The following is a 15,960-nucleotide window of genomic DNA, read 5'->3' as shown; positions in this document are numbered from 1 at the left end:
GCGAACCGCCCCGCGCCGCCGGTCAGTCCATCGGCGGCGGCCCCGGAGCCTCCTTCGGGAGACGGGCCGCGACCAGGGCGCCGACGGCGACCGCGCCCGCCGTGGCGAGCAGGGCGGCGCGGTAGGGGCCGGGCGCGGCGGTGTGGGTGCCGTCCTCGGCGAGGGCGCCGATCAGGGCGGCGGTGGCGGCGATGCCCAGGGCGCCGCCGAGGGTGCGGACGATGGTGAAGAGGCCCATCGCCCGGCCCATCGCGGGCGGGGGGACGTCGGCGAAGCCGGCGATCTGCAGGGCGAGCACGGCGGTGCCCAGGATCAGGCCGATGCCGAACATCAACGCCCGTACCGCCCAGGCGTTTTCACCGACGCCGGGCACGGCCAGGGCGGCCAGTACCAGCGCGGCGAGCAGCAGCGCGGGTACGGCGAGGCGGCGCGGGCCGATCCGCGGCAGCAGCCGGTCGACGACCTGGGAGGCGGCCATCAGGCCGATCGCCTCCGGGAAGACGCTCAGGCCGGCGTCCAGCGCCGAGGCTCCGAGAGCGGCCTGGTAGAGCAGCGGGAAGACGAAGAGGGCGCCCATCAGCCCGGCGGAGGTCAGCAGGGCGAGCCAGGCGGCGGCGCCGAAGCCCCGGTCGGCGAGCAGCCGGAGGTCCACCAGTGGCTCGTCGCTGCGCAGCTGGTGCCGGACGGCGAAGCCGAGCAGCAGCACGCCGAGCACCCCGCCGACCGCGACGGCCGGGGATGACCAGCCGTGCGCCGGGCCGAAGCCGAGCGCGTAGCTGAGCAGGCCGAGGCCGGGGGTGGCGAGCAGGAAGCCGGCGGTGTCGAACCGGCCGGCGGCCTCCTCGCCCTCGTCACGCAGCCCGATCAGGCCGGTCAGTACCGCCGCCGCCCCGATCGGCACGTTGACCAGGAACAGCCAGTGCCAGGAGAGGTGTTCGGTGAGGAACCCGCCGAGCGGCGGCCCGAGGGCGGGCATCAGCGCGGTCGGCACGATCAGCACCCTTCCCAGCCCGGCGCGCTCGTGCGGCGCGAAGGCGCGGAACAGCAGGGTCATCCCGACCGGCGTGAGCAGCCCGCCGGCCACGCCCTGCACGGCCCGGGCGGCGGAGAGCGTGCCGAGGCCGGGTGCGGCGGCGCAGAGGGCCGAGGCGAGGGTGAAGACGGCCAGTGAGCCGAGGAAGACCCGCTTGACCCCGAACCGGTCGCCCAGCCAGCCCGCCACCGGCAGGCCGACGGCGAGGCCGACCAGGAAGGCGGTCTCCACCGCGTTGGCGGCGGAGACCGGCCGGCCGAAGTCCTCGGCGATGGTGAAGAGCGCCGGGTTGACGATGGTCGAGTCCAGGCCGTTCATGCACATCGCGGCCGTGTAGACGACGACCACCGCGGCGCGCCCCGTGAGGAGGGGGCGCGCCGTGGGGGCCGCGGTATCGGCCCGGGTCACCGAACCGGGCACAGGTCGGTCCAGTTGGCGGTGATCCAGTCCAGCGCGGCGGCGCGGGCGCACGGCCCGTGGGCGACGGTCCAGCCGACCGGGACGGCCGCGAAGGCCGGCCAGAGCGAGTGCTGGCCCTGGTCGTTGACGAGGGCGAGGAACTCGCCGTCACCGTCGAAGGGGTTGGCGGGCGCGTCACTCATGGGTGGCGTTCTCCAGGTGTGCGGGGCCTGCGGGGCCTGCGAGGTGTGCAGGGTCTGCGGGGCCTGCGAGGTGTGCGGGGGCTGCGGGGCCTGCGAGGTGTGCGGGGCCTGCGAGGTGGACGAGGCGGTCGGCGATCACGCGCGCGATGTGCGCGATGGGGGCGGGCAGGGTCATGTCCTTGTGGGAGCAGGCGACGTCGGTGTTGTCGATCCGGCCGGCGACGTACGGCGCCCAGAGTTCGGGCACCAGGGTTTCGTCGATGGTGTCGACGGTGGCGCGGAAGAAGAGCACGTCGCCGTCGAAGCGGCGGTGGTCGTAGCCGCGGACGAGGTGGTTGGTGTTGAGGTAGATCCGGTTGAGCGCCTCGACCGTGCCGTCGCCCAGGCCGGCCAGCGGGCTGCCCTCGCGCCGCAACAGCTCGGTGACGTGGGCGAGTTCGAGCGGGCGGCCGTCGAGGTCCTCGGGGCCGTAGCCGCCCATGGTGAGCAGGGCTTCGAGGGCCTCGGCCTGGTCGGGGACGGGCAGGTCGCGGAAGCCCTCGGCGGGGTAGGCGTCGAGGACGGCCAACAGCTCGACGGCGCAGCCGAGTTCCTGGAGCCGGGCGGCCATGGCGTGGGCGATGATGCCGCCGGTGGACCAGCCCAGCAGGCGGTAGGGGCCCTCGGGCTGGACCTCGCGGAGGCGGTCGACGTAGTGGGCGGCCAGCTCTTCGAGGGTCTGCGGGAGCGGCTCGTCCGCTGTGGCCGTGCCGACGCCCTGGGCCTGGAGGCCGTAGATCGGCACGTCGGCGGGGAGGTGGCGGATCAGGCCGGTGTAGCACCAGCTGAGGCCGCCGGCGGGGTGGACGGCGAACAACGGGGCCTGCTTGCCGGGGGCGGCCGGGCGCAGCGGCAGCAGGACGTCGAGCGCGTCGGCGCCCGGCGCGTCGGCGCGGAGCGCGGCGTCCAGTGCGGCCACGGTCGGGGCCTGGAAGAGCGTGCCGATGCCGACCTCCAGGCCGAGCACGGCCCGGATCCGGCCGGCGAGGCGGACGACCAGCAGCGAGTGGCCGCCGAGGGCGAAGAAGTCGTCCTCGACGCCGACCGCCGGCAGGCCGAGCACCTCGGCGAAGAGCTCGCAGAGCTGCTGCTCGCGGGGGCTCTGCGGGGGCCGGCCGCCGCCGCTCGCGGGGGCGTCGGGGGCGGGCAGGGCGCGGCGGTCGAGCTTGCCGTTGGCGGTGAGCGGGAGCCTGTCCAGCAGGATGACGGCGGACGGGACCATGTGGACGGGCAGGTCGTCGGCGGCCCGGGCGCGCAGCTCCTCCGCCGTGACCGGGTGGGCCGGGACGGCGTAGCCGACCAGTCGCTTGTCGCCGGGGACGTCCTCGCGGACGATGACGGCGGCGTCGGCGACGTCCGGGTGGGCGGCCAGCACGGCCTCGATCTCGCCGAGTTCGATCCGGAAGCCGCGGATCTTGACCTGCTGGTCGGCGCGGCCGAAGTACTCCAGGACGCCGTCGGTGCGGCGGCGGGCGAGGTCGCCGGAGCGGTACATCCGGGTGCCGCGCTCGCCGAACAGCTCGGCGTACGGGTCGGCGACGAAGCGTTCGGCGCTGAGGGCGGGGCGGCCGAGGTAGCCGCGGGCGAGGCCGGCGCCGGCCACGTACATCTCGCCGGTGACGCCGGGCGGGACGGGCTGGAGGTGCTGGTCGAGGACGTAGACCCGCAGGTCGGGGATGTTGACGCCGATGGTGCTGCTGGTGCCGGCGGCGCTCGCCCGGTCGAGGGCGATGTGGGAGACGTGCACGGTGGTCTCGGTGATCCCGTACATGTTGACCAGGGTGGGCGCGTCGTCGGCGTGCCGCTCGTACCAGTCGTCGAGGCGGGCCAGTTCGAGTGCCTCGCCGCCGAACACCACGTACTGCAGGGCGAGTTCGGTGCCGGGGCGCTCCCGGTCGGCGGCGCTGAGCTGGTAGAAGGCGGACGGGGTCTGGTTGAGGACGGTGACCCGCTCGCTGGCGAGGAGGCCGAGGAAGGCTGCCGGGTCGCGGCTGACCAGGTGCGGGACGACGACCAGGCGGCCGCCGTGCAGCAGGGCGCCCCACAGCTCCCAGACCGAGAAGTCGAAGGCGTAGGAGTGGAAGAGCGTCCAGACGTCGTCCGCGCCGAAGCCGAACCAGTGGTCGGTGGCGCTGAACAGCCGGACCACGTTGTGGTGGGTGACGGGGACGCCCTTGGGCCGGCCGGTGGAGCCGGAGGTGTAGATGACGTACGCGACGTCGTCCGCGCGCAGTGGCCGGGTGCGCTCGTGCTGGGCCAGCGGGGTGGCCGCCGGTCCTGTTGCCGGGTGTGCGGGCGACTCCGGCCCGTCGACCAGGAGTTGCGGCACCTGGTGGGCGGGCAGCCGGGGCGCGGTGGCGGTGTCGGTGAGCAGTGCGGCGGGCGCGGCGTCGGCCAGCATGTAGGCGAGCCGGTCGGCCGGGTAGTCGGGGTCGAGCGGCAGGTAGGCGGCGCCGGACTTGACGACGGCGAGCAGGGCGACGACCAGCTCCAGCGAACGGGGCAGGGCGAGGGCGACGATGGTGCCGGGGCCGATGCCACGGGCGGCCAGCAGGCGGGCCAGCCGGTCGGCGCGGGCGGCGAGTTCGGCGTAGTCGAGGCTGGCGCCGTCGTAACTCACCGCTGTCGAGCCAGGGTTGGCGAGCGCCGCGGCTTCGAACAACTCGGGCAGGGTCGCGCCGGGGGTTGAGGCGGCAGGAGTCGAGGTGACGGGGGCCGCGGTGGCACGAGCAGAACCCGTGGCGGGACCGCCTCGGGCGGAACCGGCCGGGGCGCCGTTCCACTCGACCAGGGCGCGGTGCCGCTCCTCGGCGCTGATGAGCGGGAGCAGTCCGATCGCGGTGTCGGGCGCGGTGGCGGCGGCGGTGAGCAGTCGGGCGAGCCGGTCGGCGAGGGACTCGGCGGTGGCCGCGTCGAACAGGTCGGTGCGGTATTCCAGGAAGCCCGCGATGCCGCCCTCCCGCAGCTCGCCCGCGTTGAGGGTCAGGTCGAACTTGGCGGTGCCGGAGGGGACGGCGGCGATCCGGGCGGTGAGCCCGCCGCCGAGCGCGAACTCCTCGTCGGGGACGCTCTGCCAGGCCAGCATGACCTGGAACAGCGGGTGCCGGGCCAGCGAGCGGGGTGGGTTGAGCTCCTCGACCAGCCGGTCGAACGGCAGGTCGGCGTGGTCGTGGGCGCCGAGGACGGCGGTGCGGACCCGGCCGAGCAGGTCGCGGAAGCTCGGGTCGCCCGACGTGTCGGTGCGCAGGACCACCGAGTTGACGAAGTAGCCCACCAGGGCGGCGGTTTCGTCGGAGTCGCGGCCGGCGACGGGGGTGCCTACGGGGACGTCGGTACCGCAGCCGTGCCGGGTGAGCAGGGTGGCGAGGCCCGCTTGGACGGCCATGAAGACGCTGGTGCCGGTGGTGCGGGCGAGCGCCGCCAGGGCCGAGTGGGCCTCCGCGTCGAGGGTGAACGGGACGGTGGCGCCCCGGTGGCCGGCGACGGCCGGGCGCGGGCGGTCGGTGGGCAGGTCGAGCTGGTCGGGCAGGCCGGCCAGGGTCTTGCGCCAGTGGTCGAGTTGGCGGACGGCGAGCGGGCTGGGCGCCTCGGCGGTGCCGAGCAGCTGCCGCTGCCAGGCCACGTGGTCGGCGAACTGGACCGCCGGTGCCGCCGGTTCGGGCGCGCGGCCGGCCTGGCGCGCGGCGTAGGCGGCGGCCAGGTCGCGGGCCAGCGGGGTGGTGGAGGCGCCGTCGCCGGCGATGTGGTGGAGCAGCAGGAGCAGGCTGTGGCCGCCGCCCTCCTCGGCGAACAGCGTTGCGCGCAGGGGAGGTTCGGCGGCGAGGTCGAAGGCGTACCGGACGGCGTCGGCCAGCGGGCCCCCGTCGTGGCCGTCCGGGCCGTGCAGGGGGACGCCGGCGGGCTCCAGCACCTGCTGGTACGGCTCGCCGTCGGCGCCCTCGCGGTAGACGGTGCGCAGGATCTCGTGCCGGGCGGCCAGGTCGGTGACGGCGAGTGCGAGGGCGTCGCGGTCGAGCGGGCCGGTGAGGGTGAGGAGGAGCGGGATGTTGTAGGTCGGGCTGGGGCCTTCGAGCCGGTGCAGGAACCAGAGCCCGCGCTGGGCGGGCGAGAGCGGCAGCCGCTCCGTTCGCGGGACGGGCAGCAGGGCCGGGCGGGGCTCGGGGGCGGAGCGCTCGCGCAGCAGGGCGGCGAGCGCGGCCGGGGTGGGGTGACGGAACACGTCGGCGAAGCCGACGGCGGCGCCGAGCGTCTCGCGGAGCCGGGCGGCGAGGCGGCCGGCGAGCAGGGAGTGGCCGCCGAGGTCGAAGAAGGAGTCGGACCGACCGGGGGCCTCGGGCAGGCCGAGGACGGACGCGAACAGCCCGCAGACGATCTCCTCCTGTGGGGTGGCGGGTGCGCTGCCGGCCGCCGGGGCCTCGACGGCCGGCTCGGGCAGGGCACGGTGGTCGAGCTTGTCGTTTCCGGTGCGCGGCAGCTCGTCCAGGACGAGGACGGCGGCGGGCACCATGTGCTCGGGCAGCCGCTCGGCGAGTGCGGCGCGCAGGGCGTCCGGGTCGAGGGCGGCGCCGGGGGCGGGGACGGCGTAGCCGAGCAGCCGCTTGCCGTGCGGGCCCGGGCGGGCGATCACCACGGCCTGGGCCACGGAGGGGAGTTCGCCGAGGACGGCGGCGATCTCGCCGGGCTCGATCCGGAAGCCGCGGATCTTGACCTGCTCGTCGGCGCGGCCGAGGAACTCCAGGGTGCCGTCGGCGCGGCGGCGGGCGAGGTCGCCGGTGCGGTACATCCGGCTGCCGGGCGGGCCGAACGGGTCGGCGAGGAAGCGCTCGGCGGTGCGGTCGGGGCGGCCGAGGTAGCCGCGGGCCAGGCAGGCGCCGGCCACGTACAGTTCGCCGGCGGCGCCGTCGGGCGCGGGGCGCAGCGAGCCGTCGAGGACGTAGGCGCGGGAGCCGCGGACCACCCGGCCGACGGGGGTGCCGTCCGGGCCGGGGGTCCACGAGTAGGCGTCGACGGTGGTCTCGGTGGGGCCGTAGAGGTTGAGCGGGGTGAGGCCGTCGACGGCGGTGAGACGCTGCCAGAGCGCGTCCGGGGTGGCCTCGCCGCCGACCACCACCAGTGCGGGGCGGTGCCGGTCCTCGTCCAGCAGGCCTTCGGCGAGCAGGACTTCGAGGTAGGAGGGGGTGACGTCGAGGTAGTCGATCCGCTCCCGGGCGACGTAGCCGGCGAGGGCGGCCGGGTCGCGGTAGGTGTCGTCGTCCAGCAGGTGCAGTTCGTGGCCGTGGAACATCCAGAGCACCGGGTCCCAGGAGGCGTCGAAGGCGAAGGAAGCGCTGTGGGCGACGCGCAGCCGCTCGCGGCCGGTGCGGCGGACGGCGGGCGCGATGTGGTCCTCGCCGTGGCCGGCGTGCAGGTTGGCGAGCGAGGCGTGGGTGACCACGACGCCCTTGGGGCGGCCGGTGGAGCCGGAGGTGTGCAGCAGGTACGCGGTCTGGCCGGGGACGGGCCCGGGGAGGGGCTGCTCCCCCGGCAGTACGGCGAGTGCGGCGCGGACGGCCGGGTCGTCCAGTACCACTGCGGGCAGCGTTCCGGCGCCGGGCAGGGCGGCGAGGGCCCCGGCGGTGCCGACGGCGCAGACCGGCTCGGCGTCGTCCAGGATGTCGGCGATCCGCTGCCGGGGGTGGGCGAGGTCGAGCGAGAGGATGGCGCCGCCGGCCTTGAGCACGGCGAGCATGGCGACCACGGTGTCGGCGCTGCGCGGCAGGGCGAGCGCCACGGGCGTCCCGTCGTGGACGCCGTGCGCGGCCAGGTGGTGGGCGAGCCGGTTGCTCGCCGCGTCCATCTCCGCAAAGGTCAGGGCGGTTTCGCCGCTGCGCAGGGCGACGGCGTGCGGGGTGCGGGCGGCCTGGTCGACGAGGAGCGCCGGCAGGGTGCGGGTGACGGCGGGCTCGTCGCGGCCCGCGGTGGCGCGGCTCAAGGCGTCGGCGTCCAGCAGGTCGATCCGGGCGATCGGCGTCTGCGGGTCGGTGAGCATCAGCTCGGCGAGCCCGTCGAGGTAGCGGAGCAGGCCGTCCCGGTGCGCGGCGAGCGAGGCCGCGTCGTAGCGGTCCGGGTGGGCGTCCAGGCCGAGGCGCAGGGCGCCGTCGGGGCCGGGCGAGACGGCGAGGGCGAGGTCGTCGACCGGGCCGGCGGCGAGGTTGCGGACGGTGCCGGGCAGGCCGGCCAGGTCGAGGTCGCGCTCGAAGGCCTTGATGTTGACCATCGGGCCGAACAGCGCGCGCCGCTCGCCGGTGAGCGCGAGGTCACGGCGGAGGTCCTCCAGCGGGTAGCGCTGGTGGCGGCGGACGGCGCGGATCTCCAGGACGACGCGGCGGAGCAGCTCTGCGGCGGTGTCCTGCGGGCGGACGGCGAGGCGAAGCGGCAGGACGTTGGCGGTGGCGACCGGGGTGCGCAGGGCGGCCGGGCTGCGGCGGTTGGCGAGCGGCAGGCCGAGTACGACGTCCTCGGCGCCGGCGAGACGGTGCAGGTAGCCGGCGGTGGCGGCGACGATCAGCTCGGCCCAGGTGGCGCGGGCGGCGCCGGCGGCGCGCTCGAACCGGGCGAGCGTTCCCGCGGGCAGCTCGACGGCCTGGCGCGGGAGTTCGGCGGTCGCGGACGGGGTGCCGGGCAGGGTGGCGGGAGCCCCGGCGCCGGCGAGGCGCTCGCGCCAGAACTCGCGGTCGGCAGCGTGGTCGGCGCCCTCGCGGTAGGCGGCCTCCTCGGCGGCGACCTCGGCCGGGGTGGCGAAGGTGCGCGCGGTGGGCCGCTCGCCGTCGGCGTACGCGGTGTACAGCTCGGCGACCCGGCCGCCGAGCAGGGTGAGCGCGTAGGCGTCGACGGCCAGGTGGTGGACCCGCTGGTACCACCAGTGGCGGTCGTCGGCGAGGCGGATCAGGGCCTGGGTGAAGAGCGGCCCCTCGGCGAGGTCGACCGGGCGGGCGAGGTCGGCGCGCATCCAGGCCTCGGCCTCGGCGTCCGGGTCGGCGGCGGCGCGCAGGTCGAGCCGGTGCAGCGGCCAGGGGTGGCCGGGGCGCAGCCGCTGGCGCGGGGCACCGTCCTCGCCGGTGGTGACGACGGCGGTGAGGGCGTCCGCCTCGTCGAGGGCCTGCCGCAGGGCGCCTTCGAAGAGGTCGGCGTCGAGCGGGCCGGTGATCTCGACGGCGTCGCCGGTGTTGTAGACCGGGCTGTCGGGGTCGAGCGCCTGGGCGTACCAGATCGCCGCCTGGGTCGCGAGCAGCGGGCCGCCGTCGACGGCCGGGGTGACGGCGGGGACGGCGGCGGGGTCGGACGCGGCCTGGTGGCGACGCATGGTTCTGAGAGCTCCTCGGGTCCGGCGAACGGAACGCCTACTTAGGTTAGCCTAAGCTATCTGCATATTGTCTGGTCAACAGCCCGCCCGAATACGGGCCCTGACGCCCCCGGAGGCGCCGATGTCCCCCCTGAACGCGAGCCCTGGCGCCCGCGACGACCTCAAGGCGGCGGTCCGCGACCGCGTCCACGCGCACCGGGACGAACTGCTCGCGCTCAGCCGCCGCATCCACGCCCACCCCGAGACCGCGTTCGAGGAGCACCGCGCCGCCGCCTGGTGCGCCGAACTGCTGCGCGCCCACGGCTACGCGGTCACCGCGCCCGCACACGGCCTCGCCACCGCGTTCACCGCGACCCTCGGCTCCGGGCCGGTCACCGTCGCCGTCGTCTGCGAGTACGACGCCCTGCCCGGCATCGGCCACGCCTGCGGACACAACCTGATCGCCGCCGCCGGCCTCGGCGCGGCACTCGGCCTCGCCCCCTACGCGGACCAACTCGGACTCACCGTCCGGGTGGTCGGCGCGCCCGCCGAGGAGCGCGGCGCCGGAAAGGCGCTGCTGCTGGACGGCGGCGCCTTCACGGGCGTGGACGCCGCGATGATGGTCCACCCCTGCCCGGTCGAGGTCGCCGACTTCCGCTCCTTCGCGCTCGGCACCCTCTCCGTCCGCTACACCGGCCGCGCCGCCCACCCCAGCCTCAACCCGCACGAGGGCCGCAACGCCGCCGACGCGCTCACCGTCGCGCAGGTCGCGCTCGGGCTGCTGCGCCAGCAACTGCCCCCTCAGTGGCGGGTGCACGGCATCACCACCGCCGCCGGGACGGCCGCCAACCTCATCCCGGACACCGCGACCGCCGAGTACGAGATCCGCGCCTCGGCCGCGGAGGACCTCGCAGCGCTGCGCGAGCGGGTCGAGGCCTGCTTCCGGGCGGGTGCGCTGGCCACCGGCTGCGAGGTCGAACTCACCCGGCCCGAGCCGGACTACCTGGACTTCCGCAGCGACGCCGGGCTGCTCGCGATCTGGCGGGCCAACGCGGCCGCGCTCGGCCGGCCGGAACCGGTCGAGAGCGGGCCGTTCGCCTGCACGGACATGGGCAACGTCTCGCACGTGCTGCCCGCCATCCACCCGGTGCTGGACATCACCGGCGGGGCCTGCGCCCCGCACGAGGCCGCGTTCGCCGAAGCCGCCGTCTCGCCCGAGGCGGACCGAGCCGTGCTGGACGGCGCGGTCGCGATGGCGTGGACGGCGGCGGACTTCGCCGCCGGGCGGGGCGGGCGGTGAGGGCTGCCCCTCAGCCGTGCCCCGGCATCAGGTGCCCCGGCCTCAGGTGCACCGGCCCCGGATCCGGCTCCGGCAGCAGGCCGCCGAACACCCCCGGGGCCGCCCGCAACGCGGTGACGCCCAGCTCCCGGACCACCCGGCCGACCTCGGCGGGCCGGTCCGGGTCGGTCAGCACCAGTGCGGCGCCGGTCCGCAGCGGCCAGAGGAACTCCCAGAGCGGCAAGCCCAGTTGCAGCACCCGGTCACCCGGCCCCAGACCGTACACGGCCTGTAGTTCGCGCACCCGGCGGTCCACCTCGGCGTGCGCCACCGGGAGGCCCGCCGGGCGGCCGCCCGGGCCGTAGGCCAGGCAGAGCGGGTGCTGCGGAGTCAGTGCGCGGGGCGGGTCGGTGGCCAACTCGGCGGCCAGCTCCGCCTCCTGGGGCCGGACGGCACCGGGCACACCCTCGCCCAGCACACAGACCGGGCCGGCGTCGGCCAGCAGCCAGGCCCGCCGGCCCGGCGCGTCGTCCGGGTCCAGCGGCAGGAACGCCGCACCGGACTTGGCCACCGCCAGCAGCGCCGGGACCAGCTCGGCCGGGCGGGTGAGCGCCAGGCCGACGACCGTGCCGGGGCGGGCGCCGAGGCCCGCCAGGTGCCGCGACAGGCGGTTGGCGGCGGCGTTCAGCTCGCCATACGTCACCAGCGAGCCGTCCGGCAGCACCATCGCGGGCGCGCCGGGCGTCCGCGCGGCCTGCGCCTCGATCGGCCCGACCACCGTGGTCGGCGGGTGCTTCACCCTCCGCCCCGCCTCCCGACCCGGCCCCGGCGGGGCGTCCGCCCACGGCGTCCGGTCGTCGGGCCCCGGTGCCGCAGCAGCCACCCACCACGTCGGACCGCCGGGCCGCCATGCCGCAGCGGCGGGGCGGCCCGTCAGGACGTCGGCCGGGTCCATCAGGACGCGCCCAGCAGTTCGGCCCAGGCCTCGACGGCCGGCCGCTCGGCCAGCTGGAGAAAGGCGACGTCCGCCCCCTCCGCCCGCCACCGCTCGGCCAGCGCCATCAGCCGCACCGAGTCCAGACCCCAGTCGGCCAGGTTCTCGTCCAGCGGGATGTCCGCCGGGTCCTCGCCGAGCAGCTCGGCGACCTCGGTCCGGATGCGTTCCACGGTGAAGGCCATGCCCGTCACTTCCCCTCCAGTACGGCGTCGGTGGTGGTGACCAGGCCGCAGCGGCCGGCCACCCAGGCGAGAGCGGCGCGGTGCTCGTCCGGGCCGAAGTCGGCGACCGCGTCGGCCACCACGAAGGCCTGGATGTCGCGCATCCACGCGTCGCAGGCGGTGGCCTGCACCCCGATGTGCGCGTACACGCCGGTGATCACCAGCTGGTCGCGGCCCTGCGCGCGCAGCAGCTCGTCCAACTCGGTGCGGACGAAGGCGCTGTACTTCCACTTGGTGAGCACGGTGTCGTGCTCGCCCGGGGCCACCGCGTCGGCGACCGCCACCGCGCGCGGGTCGTCCGGGATACCCGGGCCCCAGAAGTCCTGCTGGAGGCCGCGCTGTTCGGGGCTCTGGCCGCCGGGCTGCGCCGAGTAGACGACCGGGATGCCGAGCCGCTCGGCCTCCTTGCGCAACCGGCCGACGTTCTCGAAGAGTTCGGTGACCGGCGCGGCGGCGGTGTCGAAGGCGTCCAGGAAGTGGTTCTGCAGGTCGTGCACCAGCAGGACGGCGCGCGAGGGGTCGACCGTCCAGGAGACCCGGTTGGCGGGCAGCTCACCGGCGGCGGGCATGGGATAGGAGGGGATGCGGGGCAGGCCCACGGCGGGTGCTTCCTTAACTTTCGGAGGGCGCGGGAGTGGTGAGGGTGGCCGTGATGGCGGCGCGGAGGTCCTTCTTGCTGACCTTGCCGATCCCGGTGGCGGGGAAGGCGTCGACGAACTCGACCCGGTCCGGGACCTTGTAGTCGGCCAGTCCGCGCTGCCGTACGAACCTCTTCAGCTCGACCGACTTCGGCGGCTGCCGGCGGGCGTCGTCGCGCAGCACCACATAGGCGCAGGTCCGCTCGCCGAGGTAGGGGTCGGGCATCGAGACGACGGCCGCGTCGTGCACGGCGGGGTGGGCGAGCAGGTGGTTCTCGATCTCCTCGGCGGCGACCTTCTCGCCGCCCCGGTTGATCTGGTCCTTGGCCCGCCCCTCGACCACCAGGTGGCCGGTGGCGGTGCGCCGGACGAGGTCCCCGGTGCGGTAGAAGCCGTCCTCGGTGAAGGAGCCGGCGTTGTGCTCGGGCGCGTTCCAGTAGCCGCGAATGGTGTACGGGCCGCGGGTGAGCAGGTGGCCGGTGGTGCCGTCGGGCAGGTCGCGGTCCTGGTCGTCGACCACCCGGACCTCGTCGTCCGGGGAGATCGGCCGGCCCTGGGTGGTGACGATCACCTCCTCCGGATCGTCCAGCCGGGTGTAGTTGACCAGCCCCTCGGCCATGCCGAACACCTGCTGGAGCGTGCACCCCAGCACCGGGCGGACCCTGCGGGCGGCCTCCTCGCTGAACTTGGCCCCGCCGACCAGCAGCACCTCCAGGCTCTCCGGCCCCGGGCCCTCCCCCGCCGCCCGGCGCCGCTCGGCGGCGTCCAGCCAGAGCAGCGCCAGCGGCGGCACCAGGCCGGTGATGGTCACGCCCTCGCGCTCGATCAGCGGGAACGCCGTCTCGGGGCTCGGCTGCGGGCAGAGCACCACCCGGCCGCCCGCGTACAACGTGCCGAGCGAACCCGGCGAGCTGAGCGGGAAGTTGTGCGCGGCGGGCAGCACGCAGAGGTAGACACTCCGCTCGTCCTGGCCGCAGATCTCGACCGAGCCGCGCAGCGAGTAGATGTAGTCGTCGTGGGTGCGCGGGATCAGCTTCGGCACGCCGGTGCTGCCGCCGGAGAGCTGGAGGAACGCGACGTCCCCGGGCTGGGGTTCGACCTCCGGTCCGGCTCCGTCAGCCGGCACGTCGGCCAGCCGCACATGCTCGCCCGCTTCCTCGCCGGCCACCAGGACCAGCCGCAGCGACGGGTTCTCGGCCCGGACCCGGCTTGCCAGTTCGCGGTAGTCGAAGCCGCCCTCGACCGCGGGGACGACGTAGCCGACCGCGCCGGTGAAGGAGCAGAAGTAGCCGATCTCGGTATAGCGGTGGGCGGGCAGCGCGAAGACCGGCAGCGCACCGATCCGGAAGAGGCCGAAGACCACTTCGAAGAACTCGGCCACGTTGGGGAGTTGGACCACGACGCGGTCGCCCCGGCCGATGCCGCGGGCGAGCAGGCCGGCGGCCATCCGGTCGGCGCGGCGGTCGAGTTCGGCGTACGTCCAACGGCGGGCACCGTCCGCACCCCGGCCGCCGGACGGGTCCACGATCGCGACGCGCTCGCCGTGGGCGGCGGCGCGCTCGCGCAGCATCCGGCCGAAGGTCTCGCCGCGCCAGTACCCGGCGGCGCGGTAGCGCTCGGCGAACTCGTCCGGACAGGGGGTGAATCCGGCCAGAACCTCGTCCATCGCATCCTCGGGGCGGCTCATCGGGGCACCCCCGCGGCGTCCAGGAAGGTGCGGAACTTGGCGCTGGTCTCGGCCAGTTCGGCCTCCGGGCGGGACTCGGCGACCACGCCCGCCCCCGCGTACACGCGCAGCGTCCGCTCGTCCGCCTCGGCGCAGCGCAGGGTCACCACCCACTCGCCGTCGCCGTCCGCGTCGCCCCAGCCGACCATGCCGGCGTAGAGGCCGCGGTCGAACGGCTCGATGTCGCCGATCGCCTGCCGCGCCAGGGGAGTCGGCGTGCCGCAGACGGCCGGGGTCGGGTGCAGGGCGGTGGCCAGCTCCAGCGCGGAGACGGCCGGGTCGGCCAGTTCGGCGGTGATGGTGGTGGCCAGGTGCCACATCGCGGCGGTGCGGACCAGGGTCGGCCGCTCCGGCACGTCGAGGGTCCGGCAGTACGGCGCCAGCGCCGCGCGGATGGCGTCCACGACCACGGCGTGCTCGTGCAGGTCCTTCGGGGATTCCAGCAGCGCGGCGGCCCGGCGAACGTCCTCGCCGAGGTCGGCGCTGCGCGGGACGGAGCCGGCCAGCGGGTTGGCCAGCACGGCGGTGCCGTGGCGGGAGAGCAGCAGTTCGGGGCTGGCGCCGATCAGCGTGCGGCCGCCGCCGGCCGGGACGGCGAAGGTGTAGCCGCCGGGGTCGCGGCGGGCCAGCCGCTGGAGGATCGCGGGCAGGTCGAGCGGGCGTCCGGCGCTCAGCTCCAGGGTGCGGGCGAGCACGACCTTGCTCAACTCGCCTGCCCGGAGCCGTCGGACGGCCTCCGCGACGCCGACGCCGTAGGCCTCGGGCTCGGGAATCGGGCGGACGTTCCAGTCGACCCGGTCGGCGGCCGGGGCCGGCAGCGCGATCAGCGGGTCGTCGCGCAGCGCGCCGCACCGGCGGAGCCGGGCGGGGACGGCCAGTTCGGCGCGGCTGTCGTGGTCGAATGCCACCGCACCGACCACCAGCGGGTGTTCCACCCCGTCGCGGCGGGCCCGGTCGAGCGTCTCGGCGACCCTGACCGGCAGCGGGCGGGCGTCCTGCGGCACCCGGGAGTGCACGCCGTCGGCGAGCAGTGTGCGGGTCGGTGAGGCGAAGAACGCCTCGTCGGGCGCGGCCCGGTACTGGCCCAGCAGCCCGCTGGCCGCGCCGATGACGGTGTGATCCGTCCCGGCGGGGGCGTGGTGCACCGTGGTCACCTGGATTCTCCCAGTCTGCGAGTGGCCGCCGGACGCTGCTCGTGGCGCCGGCCGGCGGTGGTGTGCTTTCGGCGGGTGGTGTGGTTCGGGGCGGCGGGTGGGCCCGTCCGCCCTCGAGGTGCCGCGTGGGGTCAGGCGCGCAGGGTGGCGCCGCCGTCCACGTACAGGTCGTGCATGGTGATGTGCCGCGCCCGGTCGGAGACCAGGAAGGCCACCGCCTCGGCGATGTCGGCGGGTTGGGCGATCCGGCCGAGCGGGATGCCCACCCGCCAGCCGGCCGGATCGCCGTCGATGACGCGCTGTTCGGCGGCCTCGGCGTCGCTACCCCAGAGGGCGCGCTGCATCTCGGTGTCGGTGGAACCGGGCGAGACGATGTTGCAGCGCACGCCGGAGCGGGCGAGCTCCAGGCCGAGGCAGCGGGTGAACATGGTGGCGGCCGCCTTGGACGCCGCGTAGGCGGCCATGCCGGCCCGTGGCACGCCGGCCGCGTTGGACCCGACGGTGACGACGGCCCCCGTGCCGCGCTCCGCCATGCGCCGGCCGACCGCCCGGCAGGTGTGGAACACCCCGGTGGTGTTGACCGCGAAGGTGGCGGCCCAGTCCTCGTCGGTCAGCTCGACGGCGGGCGAGGTGCGCAGGATTCCGGCGACGTTCACCAGGACGCCGATCGGGCCGAGTTGACGTTCCATCGTCTCGACGGTGGACTCGACGGCGGCGGCGTCGGTGACGTCCAGGACGTACGGGCGGACGGGGCCGCCGGCATCCGGCGCCCCCTGCGCGAACTCCTGGGCGAGCGCGGCGAGCGGGCCCGGGTTGCGGTCGACCGCCGCGACGACGGCGCCCGCGGCGACGAGCGCGCGCGTCACGGCCGCGCCGATGCCCTGCCCGGCACCGGTGACCATCGCAGTGGTACCGACCAGTTCGGACTGCAGCACAGGAAATCCCCTCCG

10 protein-coding genes are annotated in these 15,960 nt (G+C 75.8%); 1 reads left to right on the top strand and 9 read right to left on the bottom strand.

Translation table 11 applies throughout. The features are described 5' to 3' along the window. Positions 1–22: 22 nt before the first annotated feature. The 3 genes from ACZ6NC_RS11670 to ACZ6NC_RS11660 are packed head-to-tail and all read right to left on the bottom strand — an operon-like array spanning position 23 to position 9,016. Positions 23–1,441 (bottom strand): DHA2 family efflux MFS transporter permease subunit, encoded by a 1,419-nt coding sequence (locus ACZ6NC_RS11670; protein ID WP_465731449.1) that lies wholly within the window; start codon positions 1,439–1,441, stop codon positions 23–25. Continuing rightward, positions 1,438–1,635 (bottom strand): MbtH family protein, encoded by a 198-nt coding sequence (locus tag ACZ6NC_RS11665; RefSeq protein ID WP_465731447.1) that lies wholly within the window; start codon positions 1,633–1,635, stop codon positions 1,438–1,440. Before ACZ6NC_RS11665 ends, ACZ6NC_RS11670 begins: the two co-directional genes overlap by 4 nt. Then, positions 1,628–9,016: an amino acid adenylation domain-containing protein gene (locus ACZ6NC_RS11660; protein ID WP_465731446.1), complete on the bottom strand. Its 7,389-nt coding sequence runs from the start codon at positions 9,014–9,016 to the stop codon at positions 1,628–1,630. Before ACZ6NC_RS11660 ends, ACZ6NC_RS11665 begins: the two co-directional genes overlap by 8 nt. A 121-nt stretch (positions 9,017–9,137) precedes the next feature. On the opposite strand from ACZ6NC_RS11660, the gene ACZ6NC_RS11655 reads away from it, so the two are divergent. Beyond that, positions 9,138–10,295: a M20 family metallopeptidase gene (locus ACZ6NC_RS11655; RefSeq protein WP_465731444.1), complete on the top strand. Its 1,158-nt coding sequence runs from the start codon at positions 9,138–9,140 to the stop codon at positions 10,293–10,295. A gap of 10 nt (positions 10,296–10,305) precedes the next feature. Here ACZ6NC_RS11655 and ACZ6NC_RS11650 read toward each other — a convergent pair whose 3' ends face one another. From ACZ6NC_RS11650 to ACZ6NC_RS11625, 6 genes are all read right to left on the bottom strand, one after another. Beyond that, a complete protein-coding gene (locus tag ACZ6NC_RS11650) occupies positions 10,306–11,073 on the bottom strand; it encodes an AMP-binding protein (protein ID WP_465731442.1) in 768 nt (255 codons plus the stop codon). Positions 11,074–11,228: 155 nt separating this feature from the next. Further along, the gene (locus ACZ6NC_RS11645; RefSeq protein ID WP_465731440.1) at positions 11,229–11,453 is read right to left on the bottom strand and encodes a phosphopantetheine-binding protein; all 225 of its coding nucleotides are present in this window, start codon (positions 11,451–11,453) and stop codon (positions 11,229–11,231) included. A gap of 5 nt (positions 11,454–11,458) precedes the next feature. Beyond that, positions 11,459–12,091 carry an isochorismatase family protein gene (locus tag ACZ6NC_RS11640; protein WP_465731438.1) on the bottom strand — a complete coding sequence of 211 codons (633 nt, stop codon included), beginning with the start codon at positions 12,089–12,091 and terminating at the stop codon, positions 11,459–11,461. Positions 12,092–12,104: 13 nt separating this feature from the next. Next, entirely contained in the window at positions 12,105–13,817 is a 1,713-nt protein-coding gene (locus ACZ6NC_RS11635) for a (2,3-dihydroxybenzoyl)adenylate synthase (protein ID WP_465731436.1), read from the bottom strand. Continuing rightward, on the bottom strand, positions 13,814–15,016 hold the full coding sequence (dhbC, locus tag ACZ6NC_RS11630; protein WP_465731736.1) for an isochorismate synthase DhbC: 1,203 nt from the start codon (positions 15,014–15,016) through the stop codon (positions 13,814–13,816). The genes ACZ6NC_RS11635 and dhbC overlap by 4 nt, the downstream gene beginning before the upstream one ends. Before the next feature lie 125 nt (positions 15,017–15,141). Then, entirely contained in the window at positions 15,142–15,912 is a 771-nt protein-coding gene (locus ACZ6NC_RS11625) for a 2,3-dihydro-2,3-dihydroxybenzoate dehydrogenase (protein ID WP_465731734.1), read from the bottom strand. Between the last annotated feature and the right edge of the window lie 48 nt (positions 15,913–15,960).

Source organism: Kitasatospora sp. NPDC041988, assembly GCF_055588525.1.
The sequence above is the reverse complement of the archived record's forward strand: the minus strand, read 5'-3'. Positions and strand labels throughout refer to the sequence as shown.

Coding starts and splice junctions, on each gene's coding strand:
- ACZ6NC_RS11645 (WP_465731440.1), bottom strand. CDS start 11,453: ATGGCCTTCACCGTGGAACGCATCCGGACCGAGGTCGCCGAGCTGCTC.
- ACZ6NC_RS11660 (WP_465731446.1), bottom strand. CDS start 9,016: ATGCGTCGCCACCAGGCCGCGTCCGACCCCGCCGCCGTCCCCGCCGTC.
- ACZ6NC_RS11665 (WP_465731447.1), bottom strand. CDS start 1,635: ATGAGTGACGCGCCCGCCAACCCCTTCGACGGTGACGGCGAGTTCCTC.
- ACZ6NC_RS11655 (WP_465731444.1), top strand. CDS start 9,138: ATGTCCCCCCTGAACGCGAGCCCTGGCGCCCGCGACGACCTCAAGGCG.
- ACZ6NC_RS11625 (WP_465731734.1), bottom strand. CDS start 15,912: ATGGTCACCGGTGCCGGGCAGGGCATCGGCGCGGCCGTGACGCGCGCG.
- ACZ6NC_RS11635 (WP_465731436.1), bottom strand. CDS start 13,817: ATGAGCCGCCCCGAGGATGCGATGGACGAGGTTCTGGCCGGATTCACC.